Annotated in this window: 20 protein-coding genes; 15 read left to right on the top strand and 5 right to left on the bottom strand. The window is 66.8% G+C overall.

The annotated features are described in order from the left end of the window. Positions 1-15 precede the first annotated feature (15 nt). Genes ON32_RS18990 through ON32_RS18980 form a run of 3 tightly spaced genes read left to right on the top strand, consistent with a single transcriptional unit; the run spans position 16 to position 4,234 of the window. On the top strand, positions 16-1,581 hold the full coding sequence (locus tag ON32_RS18990) for a glycosyltransferase family 87 protein (protein WP_040792291.1): 1,566 nt from the start codon (positions 16-18) through the stop codon (positions 1,579-1,581). Continuing rightward, complete coding sequence (locus tag ON32_RS18985; protein WP_051133440.1) at positions 1,578-2,870, top strand: flavin-containing monooxygenase; 1,293 nt, start codon at positions 1,578-1,580, stop codon at positions 2,868-2,870. Before ON32_RS18990 ends, ON32_RS18985 begins: the two co-directional genes overlap by 4 nt. Positions 2,871-2,881: 11 nt before the next feature. Beyond that, a complete protein-coding gene (locus ON32_RS18980; RefSeq protein ID WP_051133439.1) occupies positions 2,882-4,234 on the top strand; it encodes a cytochrome P450 in 1,353 nt (450 codons plus the stop codon). Positions 4,235-4,260: 26 nt separating this feature from the next. On the opposite strand, the gene ON32_RS18975 is transcribed toward ON32_RS18980, so the two are convergent. Then, positions 4,261-6,876, bottom strand: a complete 2,616-nt coding sequence (locus ON32_RS18975) for a beta-ketoacyl synthase N-terminal-like domain-containing protein (protein WP_157224244.1) — start codon at positions 6,874-6,876, stop codon at positions 4,261-4,263. Between the two features lie 91 nt (positions 6,877-6,967). Between ON32_RS18975 and ON32_RS18970 the strand changes: the two genes are divergently transcribed. The 6 genes from ON32_RS18970 (at position 6,968) to ON32_RS18945 (ending at position 13,550) form a co-directional block, all read left to right on the top strand. Beyond that, complete coding sequence (locus ON32_RS18970) at positions 6,968-7,462, top strand: GtrA family protein (RefSeq protein ID WP_051133438.1); 495 nt, start codon at positions 6,968-6,970, stop codon at positions 7,460-7,462. A gap of 43 nt (positions 7,463-7,505) precedes the next feature. Beyond that, positions 7,506-8,735 carry a phthiocerol/phthiodiolone dimycocerosyl transferase family protein gene (locus ON32_RS18965; RefSeq protein WP_083874637.1) on the top strand — a complete coding sequence of 410 codons (1,230 nt, stop codon included), beginning with the start codon at positions 7,506-7,508 and terminating at the stop codon, positions 8,733-8,735. A 314-nt stretch (positions 8,736-9,049) separates the two neighbouring features. After that, positions 9,050-10,594 (top strand): serine/threonine-protein kinase, encoded by a 1,545-nt coding sequence (locus tag ON32_RS29640; protein WP_085995229.1) that lies wholly within the window; start codon positions 9,050-9,052, stop codon positions 10,592-10,594. Between the two features lie 220 nt (positions 10,595-10,814). After that, complete coding sequence (locus tag ON32_RS18955) at positions 10,815-12,140, top strand: bifunctional o-acetylhomoserine/o-acetylserine sulfhydrylase (RefSeq protein ID WP_040792289.1); 1,326 nt, start codon at positions 10,815-10,817, stop codon at positions 12,138-12,140. A 161-nt stretch (positions 12,141-12,301) separates the two neighbouring features. Beyond that, on the top strand, positions 12,302-13,042 hold the full coding sequence (locus ON32_RS18950; protein ID WP_040792288.1) for a hypothetical protein: 741 nt from the start codon (positions 12,302-12,304) through the stop codon (positions 13,040-13,042). Positions 13,043-13,208: 166 nt separating this feature from the next. Next, on the top strand, positions 13,209-13,550 hold the full coding sequence (locus tag ON32_RS18945) for a DUF3140 domain-containing protein (protein WP_040792287.1): 342 nt from the start codon (positions 13,209-13,211) through the stop codon (positions 13,548-13,550). Between the two features lie 94 nt (positions 13,551-13,644). Here the strand turns inward: ON32_RS18945 and ON32_RS18940 are convergent, their stop codons facing one another. Then, positions 13,645-14,994: an NAD(P)/FAD-dependent oxidoreductase gene (locus ON32_RS18940; RefSeq protein WP_040792286.1), complete on the bottom strand. Its 1,350-nt coding sequence runs from the start codon at positions 14,992-14,994 to the stop codon at positions 13,645-13,647. Between the two features lie 256 nt (positions 14,995-15,250). Here ON32_RS18940 and ON32_RS18935 point away from each other — a divergent pair, with 256 nt between their 5' ends. The 3 genes from ON32_RS18935 to ON32_RS18925 all read left to right on the top strand — a co-directional run bounded on the left by ON32_RS18935 (position 15,251) and on the right by ON32_RS18925 (position 16,996). Further along, positions 15,251-15,703 carry a DUF4383 domain-containing protein gene (locus tag ON32_RS18935; RefSeq protein WP_051133434.1) on the top strand — a complete coding sequence of 151 codons (453 nt, stop codon included), beginning with the start codon at positions 15,251-15,253 and terminating at the stop codon, positions 15,701-15,703. A 106-nt stretch (positions 15,704-15,809) separates the two neighbouring features. After that, on the top strand, positions 15,810-16,244 hold the full coding sequence (locus ON32_RS18930) for a phage holin family protein (protein ID WP_051133459.1): 435 nt from the start codon (positions 15,810-15,812) through the stop codon (positions 16,242-16,244). Then, complete coding sequence (locus ON32_RS18925; protein ID WP_040792284.1) at positions 16,241-16,996, top strand: DUF3618 domain-containing protein; 756 nt, start codon at positions 16,241-16,243, stop codon at positions 16,994-16,996. Before ON32_RS18930 ends, ON32_RS18925 begins: the two co-directional genes overlap by 4 nt. On the opposite strand, the gene ON32_RS18920 is transcribed toward ON32_RS18925, so the two are convergent. Then, positions 16,993-18,180 (bottom strand): zinc-dependent alcohol dehydrogenase, encoded by a 1,188-nt coding sequence (locus tag ON32_RS18920; protein ID WP_040792283.1) that lies wholly within the window; start codon positions 18,178-18,180, stop codon positions 16,993-16,995. The two genes, ON32_RS18925 and ON32_RS18920, sit on opposite strands and share 4 nt — an antisense overlap. Positions 18,181-18,464: 284 nt before the next feature. On the opposite strand from ON32_RS18920, the gene ON32_RS18915 reads away from it, so the two are divergent. From ON32_RS18915 to ON32_RS18905, 3 genes are all read left to right on the top strand, one after another. Then, positions 18,465-18,650 (top strand): DUF2795 domain-containing protein, encoded by a 186-nt coding sequence (locus ON32_RS18915; protein ID WP_040792361.1) that lies wholly within the window; start codon positions 18,465-18,467, stop codon positions 18,648-18,650. A gap of 173 nt (positions 18,651-18,823) precedes the next feature. Continuing rightward, positions 18,824-19,702, top strand: coding sequence for an SDR family oxidoreductase (locus ON32_RS18910; RefSeq protein WP_083874636.1), 879 nt, complete (start codon positions 18,824-18,826; stop codon positions 19,700-19,702). Continuing rightward, positions 19,695-20,372: a catalase family protein gene (locus ON32_RS18905; protein ID WP_040792282.1), complete on the top strand. Its 678-nt coding sequence runs from the start codon at positions 19,695-19,697 to the stop codon at positions 20,370-20,372. The genes ON32_RS18910 and ON32_RS18905 overlap by 8 nt, the downstream gene beginning before the upstream one ends. A gap of 22 nt (positions 20,373-20,394) precedes the next feature. On the opposite strand, the gene ON32_RS29360 is transcribed toward ON32_RS18905, so the two are convergent. Further along, positions 20,395-20,550, bottom strand: a complete 156-nt coding sequence (locus ON32_RS29360) for a hypothetical protein (RefSeq protein WP_169331645.1) — start codon at positions 20,548-20,550, stop codon at positions 20,395-20,397. 116 nt (positions 20,551-20,666) lie between these two features. Beyond that, positions 20,667-21,347, bottom strand: coding sequence for a hypothetical protein (locus tag ON32_RS18900; RefSeq protein WP_051133433.1), 681 nt, complete (start codon positions 21,345-21,347; stop codon positions 20,667-20,669). Between the last annotated feature and the right edge of the window lie 6 nt (positions 21,348-21,353).

The following is a 21,353-nucleotide window of genomic DNA, read 5'->3' as shown; positions in this document are numbered from 1 at the left end:
AGCCACAGGTTGCCCATGCTTTCCAGTACCTGGACCCGATTCCGTCGGGAAATCGACTACTACTCGGCCATGTTCGCGGTGTTCATCGTCGGACTGCTGGTTCCGGTGGCCATGATCCTCGGATCGGTGGTGGGGTTGCCGACCCTCGGTACCGCTGTCCTCGGCATCGTCGTCGCCATCACCCTGTTCCTGGTCGTCGTTCCACTCATCCCCACCGAATGGCGTGATGTCGTGCGCGGTAGACCCTGGGTGGTCAAGGCGTTGTGGAGCGCGGTGATCGTGGTGGTCGTCGCCGTTCTGGCGCGGCTCGCCGAGTTCATGATCGACCCGAACCAGGCCGACAGTTCCCTGTCACCGGACGACGACTTCCTGCTGAAACACACCCACCTGTCCGGATACATCAGCGGCGCTCTCGTCGCCGAACACGAACCGGGCGAACTCTACAACCGGCACCGCTACGAATCCGCCGAGGCCGACGCGGTACTGCCGAGCATTCTGCCGCAGGAACGCGATGTGTATCTGTACCCACCGCCGTTTCTGCTGCTGCCCCGGATCCTGCTGCTGTTCTCCCATGACTTCCACACCCTTCGGGCGCTCTGGTACGCCCTGTATGTGGCGGTGGTGCTGCTGGCCATGCTTGCGATCGCCCGCTGGGTCGGGGGTCGCGCCGGTGCCGTGCTCGCGGCGTGCACCCCGCTGATCTGGGCGAGTCTGCCGACCCTGGCCACCTTGCAGCTGGGCAATATCCACGTACTGATCCTCTACGTCGGCTGCCTGGCAGCGATGGTGCTGTTCACCCGCAACCGCAATGTCCTGGGCGGCGCGGCGCTGGCATTCGCCATCGTGGCCAAGGTGTCACCCGCCATCCTGTTGATCTATCTGCTGGTCCAACGGCGCTGGCGGCCCGTGGCGTGGACCGCCGCGTTCGGGGCGATCTACGCCGGGGCGACCTACCTGGTGTTCGGGTGGGAGCCGTGGAAACAGTTCCTGTCCGACGGCACCTGGAAACGCCTGGCCAGTGGTGAGTACCACCAGTGGGTGCTCACCGAACGAGCCAATCAACTGGTGAACTATTCGCCCTACGGCCTGCCGTACAAAGCGCAGATCCTCGGCATGGAGATCACCGATCCGACCGGTCCCGCCCGGCTGATCACCAATATCTACACCCTGCTGCTCGTGATCCTGGTCGTGATCACCGCGCTGCGAATCCACCGCCGATCCGTCGCCGGCGCCGCCGGTAGCCGCTTCCGGGCCGAGAACCTGGCCATCTGGGCAGCCGTGCTGACCCTGGCCTCCTTCCGCGCGCCGTTCGGGCCGTGGGTGTACATAGCGGTCGGCGCGGTATGGCTGTTCGCGATCTACGCCGGGCTGATGCGGCCCGAACTGCGCAATATCGCCGTCCTCACCGTGGTCTGGTCGATCGTGGCCGTCTACACCGAGAACGTCTACTTCACCCTCGTCGCCCAGTTCATCATCTACCTCGGATGCTTCGCGCTCGCCCTGCGCGCCGCCACGGGCACCACACCCCTGGCGACGGACGAACCCGAGTCGACGGGTCAACGATCGGTGGTGACCACATGAGTGCCGATACCTACTGCGTGATCGGTGCCGGTGTGGCCGGACTCGCCACCGCACGTCGCTTCGTGGCCCGGGGGATCGCATGCGAGGTGTTCGAGGCCGCCGACGGTATAGGAGGGCTGTGGGATGCTCGTCGGCCCGACTCCCCGGTCAGCCGCAACACCCACCTGATCGCTTCGAAACAGGTGCAGGCATTTCCGGATTTCCCCATGCCGGAGGATTACCCGGCCTATCCGGGGCACGAGCTCGTCCTCCGTTATCTGCACGCCTATGCCGAACGGTTCGACCTGCTGCGATATATCCGGCTCAACAGCCCCGTCTCCCGGGTCGAACCCGCCGCCGGTGGCTCGGCCGCCGGTTGGACGGTGGAGTTCGGCGACGGCTCACGCCGCGACTTCGCCGGGGTCGTCGTCGCCACGGGACACGATCGACACCCCAGGCGGATCGATCTCCCGGGTGACCCCACCGCCCCGGTGCTGCACTCCTGTGAATACCGGGACCCGAGCCAGGTACTGGGAAAACGGGTGTTGGTGATCGGTGCCGGCCAGTCCGCGGCCGATATCCTCGCCGATTGCGCCGTCAATGCGGCGCGCACCGTGCACAGCAGTCGTCGCGGCTTCTACTGCATGCCCAAATACCTGTTGGGCCGCCCCACCGATACCCTGCTGCAGGGACGGATGTGGCGACCGCTGCGCCGACGGGCGTTCCTCGGATTGTTCTCCTACCTGCGTCGCCGCTCGCGCGCATTCGGGCTGCCGGTTCCCGATTTCACCGAGGGCGTGGTCATCCCCATGCTCGGCGACCAACTGCACCACCACTACACCCACGGCGATATCGCAGCCAAACCGGATATCGTCGAAATACACGGCGACACGGTTGAATTCGCCGACGGAAGCACCGAAACCGTCGATCTGATCCTATTGGCCACCGGATTCGTCCCCGACTACCCGGTGGTCGACCGCGAGCACCTGAACTGGGTGGACGGTGAACTCCGGCCACGGCTCTACCTGAACATCTTTCCCCCGCACACCCCCAACCTGTTCGTGGTGGGCATGGTGCGGCCCATCGGTTCGCACTGGGACCTCTACGAACGGCAGGCCGAACTCGTCGCCGACTACCTGATCGCGAAATCCGATCCCATACGGGTGCGCCGATTCGAGACGGCGATCCGCGGTCCACAACCGAATCTGTATGCGGGGCTGCGCCTCTACCACGCCGACCACTATCCGCTGGTGGTGGAGAAACAGGACTATCTGTACCAGCTGCGCAAACACGCGAAGCTGCTGAAATGAAAGGTCGAGCCATGAAAGCACCCGGTCCGGGTCCGCTCGAAACCGTGCGATTGCTGCCGCGACTGTCCCGCGACGCGCTCGGCACCGTCGGCACCTTGATCGACCGCTATGGGGATATGGTGCGTGTCGACGCCGGGCCGATGCAGGTGTATCTGGTGCGGGATCCCACCATGACCAAATACGTCCTGCAGGACAACTACACCAACTACCGCAAGAGTCCGATCTACGACGAATTCGCCATACTCCTCGGCGAAGGCCAGCTCACCACCAACGACCTCGACTACTGGCGGGCACAACGCTCACTCATCCACCCGGCGTTCTCGCATTCGCATGTGAAGAAATTCGCCGATGACATCACCACCGGCGCGGCGGCCATGCTGGACCGCTGGGACAGCGGCGCCGGGCAGTTCCGCGATATCTACGACGACCATGTGCGGCTACTGCTCACCGTGACCGGACGTATCCTGTTCGGCCTCGACCTGTCCGACGGCACCGATCCCATCACCGAGGCGATGGACGCGGCCTTCGGTTTCATCATGAAGCGGGTGAACGCGCCGGTGAAGCTGCCGCAGGGTTTCCCGTCGCCGACGGCGCGACGCGTGGCCCGCAAGGTGGGGGAACTCGACAATGTGGTGCGTGGTCTCATCGCCGAACGCCGCCGCGAAGGCGCCGAGACCTCCGATGTGCTCACCGCCCTGGTGCGGGCCCGTGACGAGGGCGGGCGGGGGATGAGCGAAGAAAACCTGCTCAACGAGATCAAAACCCTACTCGTGGCCGGGCACGAATCCCCGGCCAATGCCTTGTCGTGGGCGTGCTACCTGCTGGCCCGTCATCCGCGAATCCAGGAACGGCTGGCCGAACAGGTCCGCGACCTGCTCGGCGATCGCACCCCCACCTTCGCCGACCTGCCCGGCCTCTCCTACTGCCGAATGGTGTTGGAGGAGACGATGCGGCTCTACCCGCCCGCGTGGATCGTGGAACGCACCCCGATCACCGACGACGAGATCGGCGGCTATCACGTGCCCGCAGGAGCCAGGGTGACGCTGTGCATGTACTACATCCACCGCGACGAACGTCTCTGGGATGCCCCCGAGGAATTCCGGCCGGAGCGATTCGACGACACCGCCGATGCCGAACGGCCCAAGTTCGCCTTCTTCCCGTTCTCCGGCGGACCTCGGATCTGTCTGGGGAAGGATCTGTCGATGACGGAAATGACCCTGATCCTGGCCATGACCGTGCAGCGTTTCCGGTTGGAATTGGATCCGACACACCAGGTGACAGCACTGGCGTCGGTGAATCTGCGTCCCGCCAACGGGATTCGCATCAAACCGATTCGTCGGACCACCGCCTCGATTCACGCATAGGTCGTCGCTCCGCCGCCTCGGGGCGGTCACAGGCGCAATTTGTCGGCCAAGGCGAGAAGCTCGGCGGTCGAGAGGACTTCGGTCACCGTATCGGAATCTGTGGGGGAGTGTGGCGGGGTCGCCGCGGTATCGCCATCGGTGTCCGATGCCCGGGAAACGATTGTCGAGGGATCGCGCGGCGGGGGTGTGGGGGAGCCCGTATCGCCCCCGGATTCCCGGTGCAGCCGGCGCGCCAGTTCGGCCGCCAGCCCACGGACGGTCGGATGCCCCCAGATCACGGCCGCGGGCAGCGTGGTGTTCAGGCGTGCGGTGAGGCGGCTGCTCAGTTCGAGCGCGTGCACGGAGGTGAATGCGAGCTCGGCGAAGTTCCGGTCGGCGGGAATCTCCACGGCGGGCAGCCCGGTCACCATTGCGACCTCCGTGGTGACGAGGCCGACGAGCTCGGTGGCGTGCACGTCGGCCGGTTGTGGCCACTCATCTACCGCCGGCCGGGGGTTGTCGCGGATGCGTCCGTGGTCGATATCCGGGTCCGTGTGGACCGGAGTGTCGACCCAGTACCGTTGCCGCTGAAACGGGTAGGTGGGAAGGGGGATCGCTCGCCCCGCCGGATTGACGGATTCCCATTCCGGGTCGAGACCTTGCCGGTAGGCGGCCGCGATGGTTTCGAGTAGCTCTCTGCGGGTGACCGTATCGGGGTGGAGCGCGGCGGCGAGCAGTCCCGCGGTGGTGGAGTGTCCCTCGGGGGTGTCGATGGCATCGGAGTCCAGGAACTTCGTGAGTTCGGAGATCAACGCGTCCACCGAATCGGTGACCCAGGCGTACCGCTGCGAGAAATGCATCCTGGTCTCGCACAGGGTGTAGGCGATATCGTCCAACGTCGGCTCGTCGGGGACCTCACGGGTGAGGAGATGGTCACGCAGCCGCCGGATGTGCTCGCGCAGGGCGGTGTCGGTACGGGCGGATACGGCGACGAGGCGATACCGGCCCCAGGCGAGCGCATCCGATTCGGTGATCTCGGGACCGGGTTCGGTCGAGCTCTTCCCGGTGGCCGAAGAGATATCGGCCGAAGCGGTGACCTCGATATTCGACATATCCGCCGACACGGCCGACGGATGTTTCCGCGGTCGCCGAGCACGGCCGAGGAGCCAGGGCCACCAGGACCGGTGTCGTTCCCGTTCCGGGGCAACGCTTGGGGTCGTAACGGAAAGTGACCGAGATTCGTCCATGGTGCCGGTCACGGGTACGCCATCGACCCCATGACGGAGCGATGTCTCCGCACGATCGGAAGGGCCTCTGTGAACGCGACCCGTCCGACCGGGCACGGGCGGCGCCTCGAGCAGGAGGTGGGCATTGGACCCGCCGAAACCGAACGCGCTGACTCCGGCCCGGGCCACTCGATCGGTAGGGGTGGGCCAGTCCTGTGCCTCGGCGGTGATGCGGAGGCCGAGCGCGGAGAGATCGATATCGTCCGGGGCCGACCGGAAGTGCAGGGTGCGTGGTATCCGCCCATGCCGTAGGGCCAGAGCGGTTTTCGCCAGACCCGCGATACCCGAAGCGGCCTCGGTATGCCCGATATTCGTCTTCACCGACCCGACGAGAAGTTCGCGGCCCTCGGCTCGTCCGGTTCCGTACTCGGCGCCGAGCGCGACGAGTTCCGCATGGTCGCCGACAACGGTTCCGGTGCCGTGTGCCTCCACGTAATCGACGGTTTCGGGGTCGATCCCGGCATGGCGGCAGGCGCGGCGCAGTAGCTGTCGCTGGCCTTCCGGGCTGCTCGCCGGCATGGTGCGCCCGCGGCCGTTGTTGTTGGTGGCACCGCCGAGGATCGTGCAATAGACGCGGTCGCCGTCACGTAGCGCCTCGGATAACGGTTTGAGCAGGACGACCGCCCCTCCTTCCCCGCGGACGTAACCGTCGGCCGTGGCGTCGAAGGCCCGAGACCGCCCCGTGGGCGACAGCACCCCCAGTGCGGCGAGTCCGGCAGTGGTCTCGGGAATCACATTCAGATGTACCCCGCCCGCGATCGCCGTGGCGCATTCACCCGCCCGCAGCGCCTGACAGGCCAGATGCACCGCGATCAGCGATCCGGCGCAGGAGGCATTGACGGTCATGCTCGGGCCGTCCAGCCCCAGGAAGTGCGAAACCCGATTGGCGATAACACCTTCCACGTCACCGGTGCTGGTGAACGGAGTGATTCCGGCAGGCCCACGGGCTAGTTTGAGCGCTCGATAGTCGTTGAACTTGTTGGCGAAGTACACCCCGGTTTCCGGGACCGTCTCGGCCCGGATGCCCGCATCCTCGAAGACCTCCCAAGCCAATTCGAGCGCCAACCGTTGCTGGGGGTCCATCTCGGCCGCCTCACGAGGTCCGATACCGAAGAACTCGGCGTCGAACCCTGCCACGTCCGGGAGATAGGCACCGGGGGCGGTGAGGTCGGTCCCCCGGGTGCCGGGTGGCGTCTCGGTGACGGCGTCGACCTCGTCGAGCAGCAGCCGCCACAACGCTTCGGGGGAATCGGCACCGCCGGCGAACCGACAGCCGATACCCACCACCGCGATGGGCGCGGCACTCAGGTCTCGGTGCCGAGAGACGTCGGATTCGACGGATCGAGAAGTGCTCCGTTGCACGGGTTTCCCATTCACAATGCCGCCTATTGGTACGCGAGTACCGGGCAATCCCGGTGAAATCCGTTGATCGGCTGTGGGATATCACGCCGTGCACCAGACTTTACCTGTGCTTTTCTCTCGACGTTCGGTATTCGAGCGGGTCACTTCCACGCTCGGAGACAAGACCCGACGCGGGGAGCTGGTGCGGTTCGCGCTGGTCGGTGTGGCCGCATTGGCATTGGACACGGCGGTATTCGTCGGATTGAAGACCACCGTGCTCGCCGACCGTCCGGTCACCGCGAAAGCGATCGCGGTCCTCGCCGCCATCACTCTGTCGTATCTGCTGAACAAGCAGTGGTCGTTTCGCGAACGCGCCGGCCGGCGCACCCATCACGAGGCGATCCTGTTCTATCTGGTGAGTTTCCTGGCGGTGGCGATCAATACCGCGCCACTGTGGATCTCGCGCTATGTCCTGCATCTCGAGGTCCCGTATGTACCGCGGATGACCCAGGAGATCACCGATTTCGTCTCCGCGCAGGTGATCGGCACCGCCGCGGGTATGGTGTTCCGGTTCTGGGCTTTCGTGCGGGTGGTGTTTCCGCAACGCGAACCGCGTCGGTGATCTGTCGGTTACGCTTCGGGAAAGCGGAGAAAGCGATACGACCATGGCAGGTGTTGTTCGGCGGCTCGCTCCGAGTGAGGAGATGTTCGCCGGCGGCGAGGTGTACATCGGCTACTGCATCCGGGTGGTGGGTGCAGTGGATCTTCCCGCGCTGACGGTGGCGTTCGAGGCGACAGTTCGCGCGCATCCGATTCTGGGGGTACGCATCGAAGCGGCCGACAGCGGCCATGTTTTCGTCGAGACCGATACACCGCCACGGGTGATGGTCGCGGAAGGAGACCCCGACCGGCTGTTCGTGGGCGCGACATTCGATCAGCGCGAATCGGTCGCCGCGCTGTGCGTGGCGCGGGCCGAGGAGACGGCGGGCATCACGCTCATGATCCATCACAGCGTGGCCGATACCCGGCACGCCCTGGCCGTGGTCGAGACGCTCTGGTCGTGCTATGACGCCGTCGTTCGGGGGAGTGTTCCCGAGCCTCGGCCGCATCCGTATCCGGCGCCGGTGGAGGAGCTGTTGGCCGCCCGCGGAGTGCGCAAGCTCGACCTGCCGCATCCACCCGACCCGCCGAGTCCACCCGATCCGTCCGTAGCGCCGCCGGTCACCGCGGACGAATACCCGGTGTCGGTGACCACCAGATGCCGACTGACGCGGGAGGAGACCACCGCCCTCGTCGATCTCGGCCACCGGGAGGGCGTGACCGTACACGAACTGGTCTCGGCGGCGCTCTTGCACACCGAGTCCGAATTGCGCGAACTCGCCCTGTCCGAACTGCTCTACCTGTACTCCGTCGACCTGCGCGCCCGCGTCACACCGGAAATCGGTCCCACCGAGGGGACGAACGTGCTCGGGATGGCGAGCTACCTGCCCGCCGCCGAGGTCGGCGCCGGTCCACTGGGACTCGCGCGCGGTATCGGAGAAACCTTCCGGGCAGCGCTGTCGGCGGGGGTGGTGCAGCAGTCACCCTTGCATATCGGCGACCCGGGTGCCGCGCCCCCACCGGTTCCCGGCATTGTCGTCGCCACCAACTGGGGCACCCTGCCCACGCCCGCTGTCCCATCCGGGCTACGGGTGCGGGATTTCCACTCGGCGATCATCGCCAAACCGGATCGTTCGGGTCGTCGCCCTCGGCAACCGGGCGCCGGCACCACCATCATCAGCACCTTCGCGGGACGGTTGAGCGTCGAGATCCACCATCCCCCGGAATTCACCGACCTGCAGCGACATCGGGTGGATCTGCTGACGGCGACCCTGCGCGGCCTTCCCCGTCCATAGCGGTGTCCGTCGTCGAAGACGAGGAGTATCCGGTGATTCCGTCTTCCTGCGGTGAATTCCTGTGCGAATGTGAAGCGGGCCCGGCGCGGCCCGAAAGCCGCACGGTCGTATTGGAATTCGAGTCCGTGGCGGTGGCTCGGGCCTGATACGAGTAGGAGGATTATCAGAAGGCGATACCGCTGCGTCGGGCGGTGGCGAAGACGAATGCCGTGGTATTCGGCGGATTGTCCGAGCCTTCCTGACCGGGCTCCCGGCTCGGGTTCGGTCGTCGAAGAGGTTCGGCGGTTCGCCGGCCGGTGTGGTAAGCGTGTCTGGTGGAAGGCACGTCGTTCGGCCGATATCGATTGCTCGAACTCTTGGGCGCGGGCGCCATGGGACAGGTGTATCGCGCCTACGACACGGGGACCGATCGCGTCGTCGCGCTGAAGGTACTGGCCCCACAGTACGCCGGCGATCCGATGTACCGTCGCCGGTTCCGGCGTGAGGCGCAGACCACGGCACGTCTCACCGAACCCCATGTCATCCCGATCCACGACTACGGGGAGATCGACGGCAGACTGTTCCTGGACATGCGTTTGGTCGAGGGGACCGATCTGGGACGGCTCCTCTCGAACGAGGGTCCGCTGGAACCCACCCGCGCGGTGGCGCTGCTCGCCCAGATCGCCGATGCCCTGGACGCCGCACACGGTGCCGGATTGGTGCACCGCGATGTGAAACCCTCGAATATCCTCGTTTCCTCCGCCGATTTCGCCTATCTGATCGATTTCGGGATCGCCCGCAGCGCGACGGACACCGGTCTGACCACCACCGGCGCGATGATCGGTACTTTCGCCTATATGGCGCCGGAACGGCTCGCGCACGACACCATCGACGCGCGCTCGGATGTGTACTCGCTGGCGTGTGTGCTCTACGAATGCCTGACCCGAAGCAAACCGTTCTCCGGTGACAGCGTCGAACGGCAGATCACCGCGCACCTCACCGAGGCACCGCCCCGACCCTCGGATGCCGGTCTGCCCCCGGTGTTCGACGCGGTGATCGCCACGGGCATGGCGAAAGACCCCCAGGACCGCTATGCCTCCGCCGGTGCGCTCATGACGGCGGCGCGCACGGCATTGGCCGATCTGGTGACTCCGAATGTCGCGCAGCCGCCGCAAGCGCCGCCGAAGCCGGTCGTCACGGCGGTCGACCCCGCCGACAGCGACCCGGTGGACCCGCCTCGGCTCGGCCATCGGTATCGGTTCGTGGCCGCGGCCGCCGCCGTGGCGGTGGTGTCCGCGGTGGCCCTGGCCCTGAGCGTAGCGCGGGAGGACACCACCTCCGTCGGTTCCGGTGACGAGGAAGCGAGTGTCGTCTCCGCTACGCGGACCGATCCGCCGGGGCCCAGGCCCGGCGGACCCGATCCGAACCCGCCGTCCGTCACAGGGCCCGGTGTATCGGTGATCGAATCGCGTCCGATCGCCGGTAACGGCCCCGAGCAATCGGTACCCGATCCCGATCCCGGTTCGGTATCCGGACCACCGGCCGGCAACCCGCCGGCGGCCGAGCCCGAACCGGAGGAACCACCCCCTCCGCCCGTGTCGTCATCCTCCACACCCCCGCCGACGTCCACACAGCCGCCGACGTCCACACAGCCGCCGACGTCCACACAGCCGCCGACGTCCACCCGGCCCTCGCCGACTCCGTCCTCGTCGACTCCACCCACGACATCGAGTTCTGTGGTACCCACCTCCGAAACGGTCACCAGTACCTCCGCCGCCGTGCCCACGACGAGCGACGGCTCCGGGGAGGAGGGGGACGATCCCGGCGAATCCGATGGCGGTGAAACGACCACCTCGCCCGCGTCGACAACCACCGAATAGACCGTGCACCGCCGGTGTGTCCCGGTTGAATTCACGATGAGTCAAATCATCGTCATCGGATTCTCGGCGGAGTAGCCTCGATATGCCGCACCGAGCAGCGGTGTCCGTGGTATGCGCACCGCCCGGTGCTCGACCGCGCGCCTGCCGGTCCGGCGGTCCATGGAAGAGAAATAAACTGTTGTCCCCTCGTATTGGGAACAACGGATAGGAGCGCCTCCCGATGACCGAATCCCCGCAGCCGGCCGACCCGACCGCATCCTGGAGCTTCGAAACCAAACAGATCCATGTGGGGCAGGCACCGGACGTGGGTACCCATGCGCGCGCCCTGCCGATCTACCAGACGACCTCCTACACCTTCCGCGATACCGACCACGCCGCGGCGCTGTTCGGTTTGGCCGAACCGGGCAATATCTACACCCGGATCATGAACCCGACCCAGGACGCGGTGGAGCAGCGGATCGCCGCGCTGGAAGGTGGTGTCGCGGCGTTGCTGCTGGCGTCCGGCCAGGCTGCGGAGACCTTCGCGATTCTCAACCTCGCCGGCGCGGGTGACCAGATCGTCTCCAGCCCTCGGCTGTACGGCGGCACCTACAACCTGTTCCACTACACGCTGCCGAAGCTGGGTATCGAGGTCGCGTTCGTGGACGATCCGGACGACCTGGACCAGTGGCGTGCGGCGATCCGGCCGAACACCAAGGCGTTCTACGGCGAAACGGTGTCCAACCCGCAGAGCCACATCCTGGACATCCCCGGCATCGCCGAGGTCGCGCACAGCGCGGGCATTCCACTGATCGTGGACAACACCGTCGCCACCCCGTATCTGCTTCGGCCGCTCGAGCACGGTGCCGATATCGTCGTGCACTCGGCCACGAAGTACCTGGGTGGTCACGGCGCGGCCATCGCCGGTGTGATCGTCGACGGCGGTAAATTCGACTGGACCGTTCGCTCCGGTGACGCGCCGCGGTTCCCGGGCTTCGTCGAGCCCGACCCCAGCTACCACGGTGTGGTGTACGCGGACCTCGGCGCTCCCGCCTACGCGCTGAAGGCCCGGGTGCAGTTGCTGCGCGATGTCGGCGCGTCGATCTCGCCGTTCAACGCATTCCTGATCAGCCAGGGCCTGGAGACGCTGAGCCTGCGGGTGGAGCGGCACGTGAGCAACGCCCAGGCGGTCGCCGAGTTCCTGGAGAAGCAGCCGGGCGTCACCCGGGTGGATTACGCCGGTCTGCCGTCCTCGCCGTGGTACGAGCGGGGCCGTCAGCTGGCGCCGAAGGGGACCGGCGCGATCATCGGGTTCGAGCTGGCAGGCGGTGTCGACGCCGGTAAGAAGTTCGTCGAGGCGCTGACCCTGCACAGCCATGTCGCCAATATCGGTGACGTCCGGTCGCTGGTGATCCACCCGGCGTCGACGACGCACTCCCAGCTGACCCCCGAAGAGCAGCTCTCCACCGGTGTCACCCCGGGTCTCGTGCGGCTCGCGGTCGGTGTGGAGGGTATCGACGATATCCTCGCCGACCTCCGCCAGGGCTTCGCCGCGATCACGGACTGATCGCAGGCCAGAGCCGCGTCGCGGGCCCCACTCGGTGGTGTGGGGCCCCACACCAGGGTCGAAGGTCCCACGTTCCCGGGGAACGGACGAGGTCCCCGAAGGGGAAACCCGGGGACCTTCGACCCGTTTCGTATCGATGGTCGCGTTCTAGCGTCGTCACCATGGACGAAGGATCGATCGAAGCTTCCATCGACGAGGTCGCCCCGTCCGCCGACGATTCCACACCGGACGACCGCCTGCCCTGGTATTGGGTTTTCGACGGTCGGGAACTGCATCCGTTCACCGCGCCGACATTCGTACTACCGGCAACCGAGACCTTCGAGCTGGAGATGGCGAACGACCCGGCCGCACCCGCGACCGAGGTACCCGATTTCGGTGACACCTCGTCGGCACCGGTCGGCCCCGCGATCCGAACTGTCGAGACCGACGACCTCGCCGCCGACAACGCCCGCCTCTGTCGCAACCCTGCCGGTCGCCGACCGGTCGAGGAGGGGATGAGCGAGTTGTCGCCCTTCACCATCGATGGACGGTGCACCGCGTTGTGTCTGCTGTCGGGATTCGTGGCGGTGTGTGCGGTGGTCGGCGCCGCCGGCCTGATCATCGGGATGATCGAACCCGAGGCCCACCTCCCCTTCCACGGCTCACCGGTGATCGCGCTTCTGCTCGTCCTGCTCGGGGCCGCGCCCATGTTCTGGACGGCGGTCGACGCGGCCCGCGGAAGTCCGCTGGCGCCGATGCTGGCATTGACCAGCGGTTTGCTACTGCTCGGAGGTATTGTCGTCCACTGGGTGCTGACCCGTAGCGCGGGCGGTCCGATGCTGGTCTACGCGGTGGCCGGATGCGTGGTCGCCGCGCTCGGTATCGCGCTCGGCCGGCCTCGCCGCGCCGAACGACCGCGATAAGAGATTCCGTCTTGGGCTCGGGAGTGTTACCGGCTTCGGAACCTCCACAAAGTGGTATGACTCGGATTTTCCGGCGTTCGCGCCGCCCGGGTGCCGGGGTTTGGCGTAGTGCGGCGCGGGTAGTCGCCGGGCACCCGTCGGGACCGCCGAGAGGGAGGTGACAGCAGTGGCCGAAACCCCTGTGGACGACGACCTATGGGAGGAATTCCACCGGTTGGTCAATATGTCGTCACGGCAGTTGCGTGAATGGTTGCGCACCGAGGGCGCGACCGCCCGCGCCGAGATGGAACCGGATCGCGCCGGTCCGGCGATCGGCCGGCAGATCGTGGCGATCCTCGGCAAACGCCGAACCGATCTGAACGCCGACGATATCGCGGTGATGCGCACAGCGGTGAACGAGATCACCGCCGCGCGAGGGGCGGAGTCGGATCTCGAGCCGCAGGCCGGTAAGGACAAATGGCGGCGTCGACTCATGTCGATGGGGCACGATCCGCTTCTTCCGCTGTGAATCCCGCGGTTTTCCCGAACGAACACGACCGCCCCTGTCGAGTCCGGCGCGGTCCGTGCGAACCGGTATCGGCTCGGCGGGGCGGGGATCGGTATCAGGCGGAACGTCCGGCGGCCGCTCGCTCGGGTTCGCGTGGAATGCCCTCGCTCGAATGGAATCCGGCCTCGTCGGCCCCGACCAGACCGAGGAGCGACAGCGGACGGGCATTCACCGTATTCCGCAGATAGGCCGAGGCGATCGCCCATCGGTTGGCTCCCCGGGGCACCGCGAGCAGGTGGTAGCCGCGGGTCACGGCTTTGGCGGGGAGGCCCGACAGATGGATACCGAGTGGATTGGCCACCGCGAATCCGGGGCCGAGATCGACCACCAGACCCATATCCCGGTGTTTGTAGTCGCGGGCTCGGCCGACCCCGAGGCTCGCCGCAACATTGCACCCCGCCGTCCGACCCTGCCGCACCGCATGTTGGGCAGTGGGCGGGGTGATCTTCCCGGGTTGGGTCAGGTCCGGGACGGCCGCGGCATCACCGGCAGCGAAAACATGCGGATGGCCCGGCACACTCAGATCGGCATTCACCTCGAGCCTGCCGTGGTTCAACGGCAACCCGAGACCTGCGAGCATGGGAGCGCCCGTCACCCCGGTGACCCAGGCGACGGTGTGGGTGCCGACGGTCGTGCCGTCGGTCAGGGTCACCTCGTCCTCGGCGAGGTGGGTCAGTGTGGTGCCGAGTCGGATATCGATCGCACGCCGACGTAACACATCGAGGGCTTTCGCACTCAATTTCGGCCCCACCTCAGGCATCACCCGGTCGGCGGTGTCGAGTAGTAGGAAACGTATCGCCGAGGGATCCAGGTGGCGTTGACGGGCGTAGGTATCGGCGAGAGCCCGTAATTGGGCGACCAGCTCGGTGCCTGCGTAGGAGGCTCCCACCACGACCACGGTCCGCCGGGCGCGGCGCCGGTCCGGGTCCGGTTCCAGGTCGGCCAGCTCGAGTTGGCGCAGGAAATGTTCGCGGATGTACAGCGCCTCCGCGACGGTTTTCAGTCTGCGGGCGTGTTCGGCGAGGCCGGGAATATCGAAGAGCCGGGTCACCGAGCCGGGGGTGAGGACCAGTCGGTCCCAGGACATGGTGGTCGTCTCGGGCGCGCAATCGGCGACCGTGACCGTGCGGGCATCGAAGTCGACCGATTCCACCCGTCCCATGCGGTAGCCGACCTCGGGCAGCGCATTGGCCAGCGGGATCGCCACATAACGCGGGTCGACCAGCCCACCGGCCACTTCCGGCAGCAGCGGCGTGTACAGCATGTAGTTGTGCGGCGAGACCAGCACGATCTCGACATCGGGTGCCTTGGTGGCGAGCCGATTCCGCAGGACACGCGCGCATTCGTAACCGGCGAAGCCGCTACCCACCACGATCACGCGCTTGCGCTGTCGTGCGTCCGGCATATGGATTCCCCTTTCGACATCGGTCGTTCCGCCCGGACTACCCGTGTTCGGGCCGTGCAAACGGGGAAACGGTTTCGGCGGGCGGTTGCAGGACGCCCGGTCCGGGGGCGATTTCGCCCCGCGAGCAGGTTTGTCGATCACATCTGCGGGCACCCGGCCCACGTCCGAGATTGCGCTGTGGAACAGGCCGCGGCGGCAGCCGCGTGAGACGAAAGGACGAACTCTCGTGTCGAACCGCTCTAGCAACGCAGTGACGATGCGCTCGCCGGTGCAGTTGGCCGCCTTGGCGGTCGGTGCGGTGTTTCTCCTGGTCGGCGTGGCGGGCTTCATTCCCGGTATCACCACCGATTACGACACCCTCGATTGGGCAGGTCACCGTTCCGAGGCCCAGCTGCTGGGGTTGTTCCAGGTCTCGGTGCTGCACAACCTCGTACACGTGCTCTTCGGCATCGTGGGTCTGGTCGTCGCCGCCGGTGCGGCCGCGTCCCGCCTGTTCCTCATCGTCGGCGGCGCGATCTACCTGTTGCTGTGGATCTACGGCCTGGTCGTCGACAAGCACAGCGATGCCAATTTCGTCCCGCTCGACACCGCCGACGACTGGCTGCATTTCGGTCTCGGCGTCGGGATGATCGCCCTGGGTGCCTTCCTGCCGAGGCACGTGCGGCCGAGTACCGGCCTGTCCGGTCGGCAGCCCGGAATCATCGAGTAGCGGTTTCGGCCCGTCGCGGATCGGCGGGCCGCACCCCACGCCCGCTCAGGGCATCCAGGCCACCAACCCCAGACACCGACAAACTTAGGGAACCACCATGGTCAACATGGCACACAGGTATGAGGGGGCGCACCGCGTCGACGGGACCGCCGCGGGGGACAAACGTTCGATCGCCGAACTCGTCGACGACGCCACCACCCAGCTCGGCCGGCTGCTGCGTGACGAGATCCGGTTGGCCCGGATCGAAACGATGGACAAAACGAAGGGGATCGCCAAGGGCGCGGGGCTGGCCGGCGCGGCGGCGGTGCTCGCGTTCTACGGCGGCGGGGCGTTGATCGCCGCCGCCGTGCTGGCCTTGGCCCTGGTCCTGCCTGCCTGGGCATCCGCGCTGATCGTCGGAGCGGTATTGCTGGCGGTGGCGGGGGCGCTGGGGCTGATGGGCAAGAAGAACGTCACCGAGGCCGCACCGCCGATACCGAGCGGGGCTGTCGAAGACGTGCGCACCGACCTGAAAACCATTACGAGCGGGAGGCGATCATGACCCCCACCGGACGAGACGGGGAACAGAACGAAGCGGAGCTGCTGCGGGAGGATCGGGACCGTACGCGCCGAGAACTCGGTCGGACCGTCACGGAACTGAGCGACAAATTCGATGTCCGAGCCCGCGCCGAGGAGAAGGCGCACGATATCGCGGAAGCGGGTCGGCATCGTGCCCGGGAAGCGAAACACGGTGCGCTCGAGACCGCCGATCATGCTCGCGAACGAGCTCATGGACTGCTCGCGCGTGCCGAATCGGCGACGCCGGCCCCGGTGGCCGACCGCACCCGACAATTGGCCGAGGCCGGCCGGACGCGGCCCATGGTTCTCCTCGGCGGAATCTCGGCCGCACTGGTCGGCTGGTTCCTCGTCCGCCGGTTGATGCCACAGCGGCGGGCCACGGAGCACCGGACCGGCCGCCGGACCGGTAAGGACACCCGCCGGGCCGCGAGCGCACGCCGCCGGCTCGAGGCACGGCGATCCCGCAAGAACCGAAGGGGCGCCGAAAATCGTCATGGCCGTCGTGCCACCGAACACCGCCGGCGCGGTCGGGATCGGCTCGTGATCGCCGGCCGGGCCGCGAAGCCGATCGGTCGGATGCTGCTCGTGAGTCGCGCGACCACCCCGCTCGGCGCCGGCACCCTGCTCGCGGCGAGCGCCAAGCGACGTGTCGACGCCGAACGCGCTCGGACGAAGAAGGCGAAAGCCGCCGAACGGGCCGCGCGTCGCGCGGTCGGCAAACCCGGCAAACGTTAGGCGGCCGGATCGAGTATCACCTTGACCGCGCCCTCGGTTTTGTTCTGGAACATCCGATAGGCGTCCGGGGCCGACGACATCGGCAGCCGGTGAGTGGCGAAGTTCTCCACGCCCAGCGGATCACCGTCCTCGAGCAGCGGCATGATGTCGTCGGCCCACCGCTTCACATTGGCCTGCCCCATCCGCAACTGGATCTGTTTGTCGAAAAGCACCCGCATGGGCATCGGGTCGGTCATACCGCCGTACACGCCGATGATCGAAATGGTGCCACCACGTCGGACGATATCGATCGCGGTGTGCAGCGCGGAGAGACGATCCACGCTCACGGCGTTCATCGCGGGCCGGGCCACCCCACCGGGTAGATAGGAGGTCGCGCGTTGGGCGACCGCCGCCAGCGGTGACCCGTGGGCCTCCATCCCGACCGCATCGATCACCGCGTCGGTGCCGCGCCCGTCGGTGCGGCCGCGAATGGCGTCGGCCAGATCGCCGTCCACCGACTGTAGATCGATGGTCTCGATCCCGCGTACCGCGACCCGGGCCATTCGTTCGGGCACCAGATCCACCCCGATCACCCGAAGTCCCCGATGCGCCGCGATCCGGGCCGCCATATCACCGATCGGTCCCAACCCCAGCACCGTCACCGAGCCGCCCTCGGGGACATCGGCGTATTCCACCGCCTGCCATGCGGTGGGCAGCACATCCGACAGAAACAGGTAGCGGGTGTCGTCGGGTCCCTCGGGCACCCGGATATGGGTGAAATCCGCATGCGGCACCCGTAGGTACTCGGCCTGTCCACCCGGAACCTGTCCGTACAGCTTCGAATAACCGAACAACGCCGCCCCACAACCGTGCTCTCGCACCTGGGTGGTCTCACACTGGGTCATCAGGCCCTGCCGGCACATCACACAGGTGCCGCAGCTGATCTGGAAGGGCACCACGACCCGGTCGCCGACCGATAGTGTTCGCACCTCGGAACCGACCTCCTCCACGATGCCGATCGGTTCGTGTCCGAGCACATCGCCCGGGCTCATATAGGCGCCCAGCAGCTCGTACAGGTGTAGATCCGATCCGCAGATCGCCGTGGAGGTCACCCGGACGATCGCATCGGTCGGTTCCTGGATCCGCGGATCCGGGACATCGTCCACCGCCACATTCCGCTTGCCCTGCCAGGTCACAGCCTTCATACCTCGCCACCTTCCAGGCTCGACTGTCTCCGCGCCCGACACGTGGATCGTCCGCTGTGCGGGAAATCGTCGTGAACGCGGAACGTTTCATCGCCGGGCTCGATCGCTCAGCGGCTACCCCGGGCCTATCGGGGCAAACGTCGCCGGTATCGCCGCTCATCGATTTCGTTTCCGCGAATCGGGTTCGGCGAATGCGAATGGGGTAAGCGGCCGATGTCCATCTGCCCCCGACCCCGACCGGGGGCCCGAGCGAATCGAATCCAGGAAGGAGCTGTGTGAATCTCATGAGCCAGATCAGTCCGGTTCAGATCCAGAAGTTCCTCGGCGGTATCGATTACCCGTGCGATCGGGATGAGATCATCTTCACGGCGGAGGCGAACGGAGCCGACGACAATGTGCTCGACCTCCTCAGTGAACTGCCCGACGGCCTCTACGAGGGGCCGAACGCCATCAGCGAGGCCGTCTCCTAGGTGTTCCTCCTGGTGTTCGCGTTCTCATCGGCCGTCGGCGGGCACGGTTCGTCCGTGACCCGCCGACGGGCCACCGATCACCTCGCCGGTGGTGAACTTCCGCTGTCGCGTCGACCATCGGATGTGGCGGCATTATCCGGTGTCACTTCGCCGCGACCGGGTAGCCGAGCGATATGCCGACTATCGCTCCCCTACCGAAAGAACGCATCAATCCCACGATGCGCGCCGTGGTAACCGGCTCCGATTCGGGCATCGGGCGCTCGATCGCCGTGGCACTGGCCGGTGGCGGCGTGGACGTGGGAATCACCTACCACTCGGACGAGGCGGGCGCCGCCCACACCGCCGAACTGGTACGGGAACGCGGCGCGATCCCCGCGGTCCGCCGCCTCGACCTGGACGACCTGCCGACCGGCGCGGCCGTCATCGACGAACTCGCCGAGGAACTGGGCGGGCTGGACGTCCTGGTGAACTGTGCCGGCACCGGCTCGGCGCAGAAGGCGATGGACATGGACTACGACACCTGGCGCCATGTGCTGTCGGTCGACCTCGACGGAGCGTTCCTGTGCGCGCAGCGCGCCGCGAAACACATGATCGATGCCGGTCGCGGCGGGCGGATCATCAATATCACCAGCGTGCACGAACATGCGCCGAAAGTGGGGGCCGCCCCCTACTGCGCCGCCAAGGCCGGGCTCGGCGCGCTCACCAAAGTGTTGGCGCTGGAACTGGCCGAGCACAACATCACCGTGAACTCGGTTGCTCCGGGCGAGATCTCCACCCCGATGACCGGGCAGGAGGACGTCGACCCGCGTACCCGGCCCCGACCGGGAGTGCCGCTGGGACGTCCCGGTCACGCCGACGAGGTCGCATCCGTGGTGGCGTTTCTGGCCATGCCCGCCTCCGGATATATGACCGGGGCGTCGCTCGTCGTCGACGGCGGCATGCTGCTCATGGGACCGCAGGCCGGCCAACTGGTCGACAGCGACGAATGGCGTGACCCGGGCGATTCCGGGCGTTCCGCCGAAACCTCCTGCCGAAAGGATTCCGATGCCTGATCCAGCCTCCGCCGTGGTGACAAGTGTCTTCGACGTGCTCGCGCGCGTCCGACACGCACGGGTCTTCCACCCCAACGGGATAGAACTCGCGGGCCGTTTCCGTGCCGTGCCCGCCTTCGAACCGCTGTTCGGTTCCGGGGATCGGGCGGTGATCGGGCGCCTCTCGAAGGGAACCGGCCTCCCGGACGGTATACCCGATGTTCTCGGTCTCGCCATCCGCATCCTCGACCGCGACGACAATCCGTGGGATTTCGCCCTGGCCACCACCGGACAGGGCAATATCACCCGCCTCGCGCTCACGGTCGCCCGCGGCTGGCGAAGCGCCCGCTACGGCACCCTGCTGCCCTACCGACTCGGTGACGCCGGCCTGGCCTGGATCTTCGCCGAACCGGCTTCCGACCAGCCCGACACGCCCTCGTTGGAGGCAATGGAGGAACATCTGCGCGAGCACATGGCCCTGTTCGAGCTGAAGGCCGCGGGTCTGGCCTCCGCACCGGGCGCCATCGGTGAGCTGGCATTGCGCCCCGCCGAACCCGGCGAATACCGCACCGACTTCTTCGACCCCATGCTCAATCATCCGCCGGAGGTCGGTCTCGTCCCGAACTTCGTCGCGCGGGTTCGGGAACTCGCCTATACCGGCAGCCGCCACGGGCGTGGTGAGGAGACCTGAGCCCGCGCGAACGCGACGCCGATCAGGCGTCGCGTTTTCTTCTGTCCTGTTCGTGTTTCGGTTTCCGTTGGTAGGCGCGGCCGGATTTCACGGGCCTGGCGGCATTCGAGCGCCGTATCTCGTGTCGGCGGCGCCACGCGGTCAGGTCCGGACGTTCGATGTTCTCACCGGTGTTCATATCGAAGAGCTTTTCTCGTGACGGATGCGTTCGCCGTTACTCAACGCCGTATCCGCTCCGCCGGCAACCGAATATTCGAGCCGACTCGGGCTCGGCTCTCCCGGTTACACGGCCGGTCACGGTTGTCGTTCGTCGGTCGGCATTCGGCCGCGAACGCGTAACTCCAACCGTCGATAGGGCAGCGGCCCGTCGGTGCGCGGAGAGCGGAAATACAAACTCGTGCAGTCCTCGAACGAGTTGTATCCGCCGCCATCGGGTAACAGTCCACCGTGTTCGAGCAGCAGCGCGGTCATTTCCGCGGCGGTGGCATGGTCGGTTGGGGCGAGCTGCAACGCGATATGCGACTCGTTGCGCTCCGAGCGCTCACGGTCCACGATCCGGGCCGAATTCCCGCCGGCGGCCACGAGCAGAGCGAACAACTCGACCGTGGGAGATCCGGTGATGTCCGCGTGCTCGCGCACGTGAAATATGGTGACATTCAGGGATCCGATGTCCAGAGCGTAGCGTTGACCGAGCCGGTCGCGGACCACCACACTCGGAATCGGCGCGCCGACGGCCAGGCCCAGACCGCGCAGTTCGGCGACCAAGGCCTCGAGCGTCGCGGGGAAGACCAGGGCGGCCGTGTGCGCCACGACGGTGTGTGCCGCCACCGCTGCCCGTTGCCGTCCGGTCAGTCGCGGAACCATGGCAGCGAGAACGGTTTCGACCTCGGCGCCGCGCACGAACGACAGGGCATCGTCGAATGCGGTCCGATCGAATCGGTCGAGCCGTGTCGATGTCACCCGAGAGATTCCCATGTCACT

The sequence above is a fragment of the Nocardia paucivorans NBRC 100373 genome (assembly GCF_000308675.1).
Taxonomy (GTDB): Bacteria; Actinomycetota; Actinomycetes; order Mycobacteriales; family Mycobacteriaceae; genus Nocardia; species Nocardia paucivorans.
This window is presented reverse-complemented; position numbering and strand designations above follow the sequence as displayed.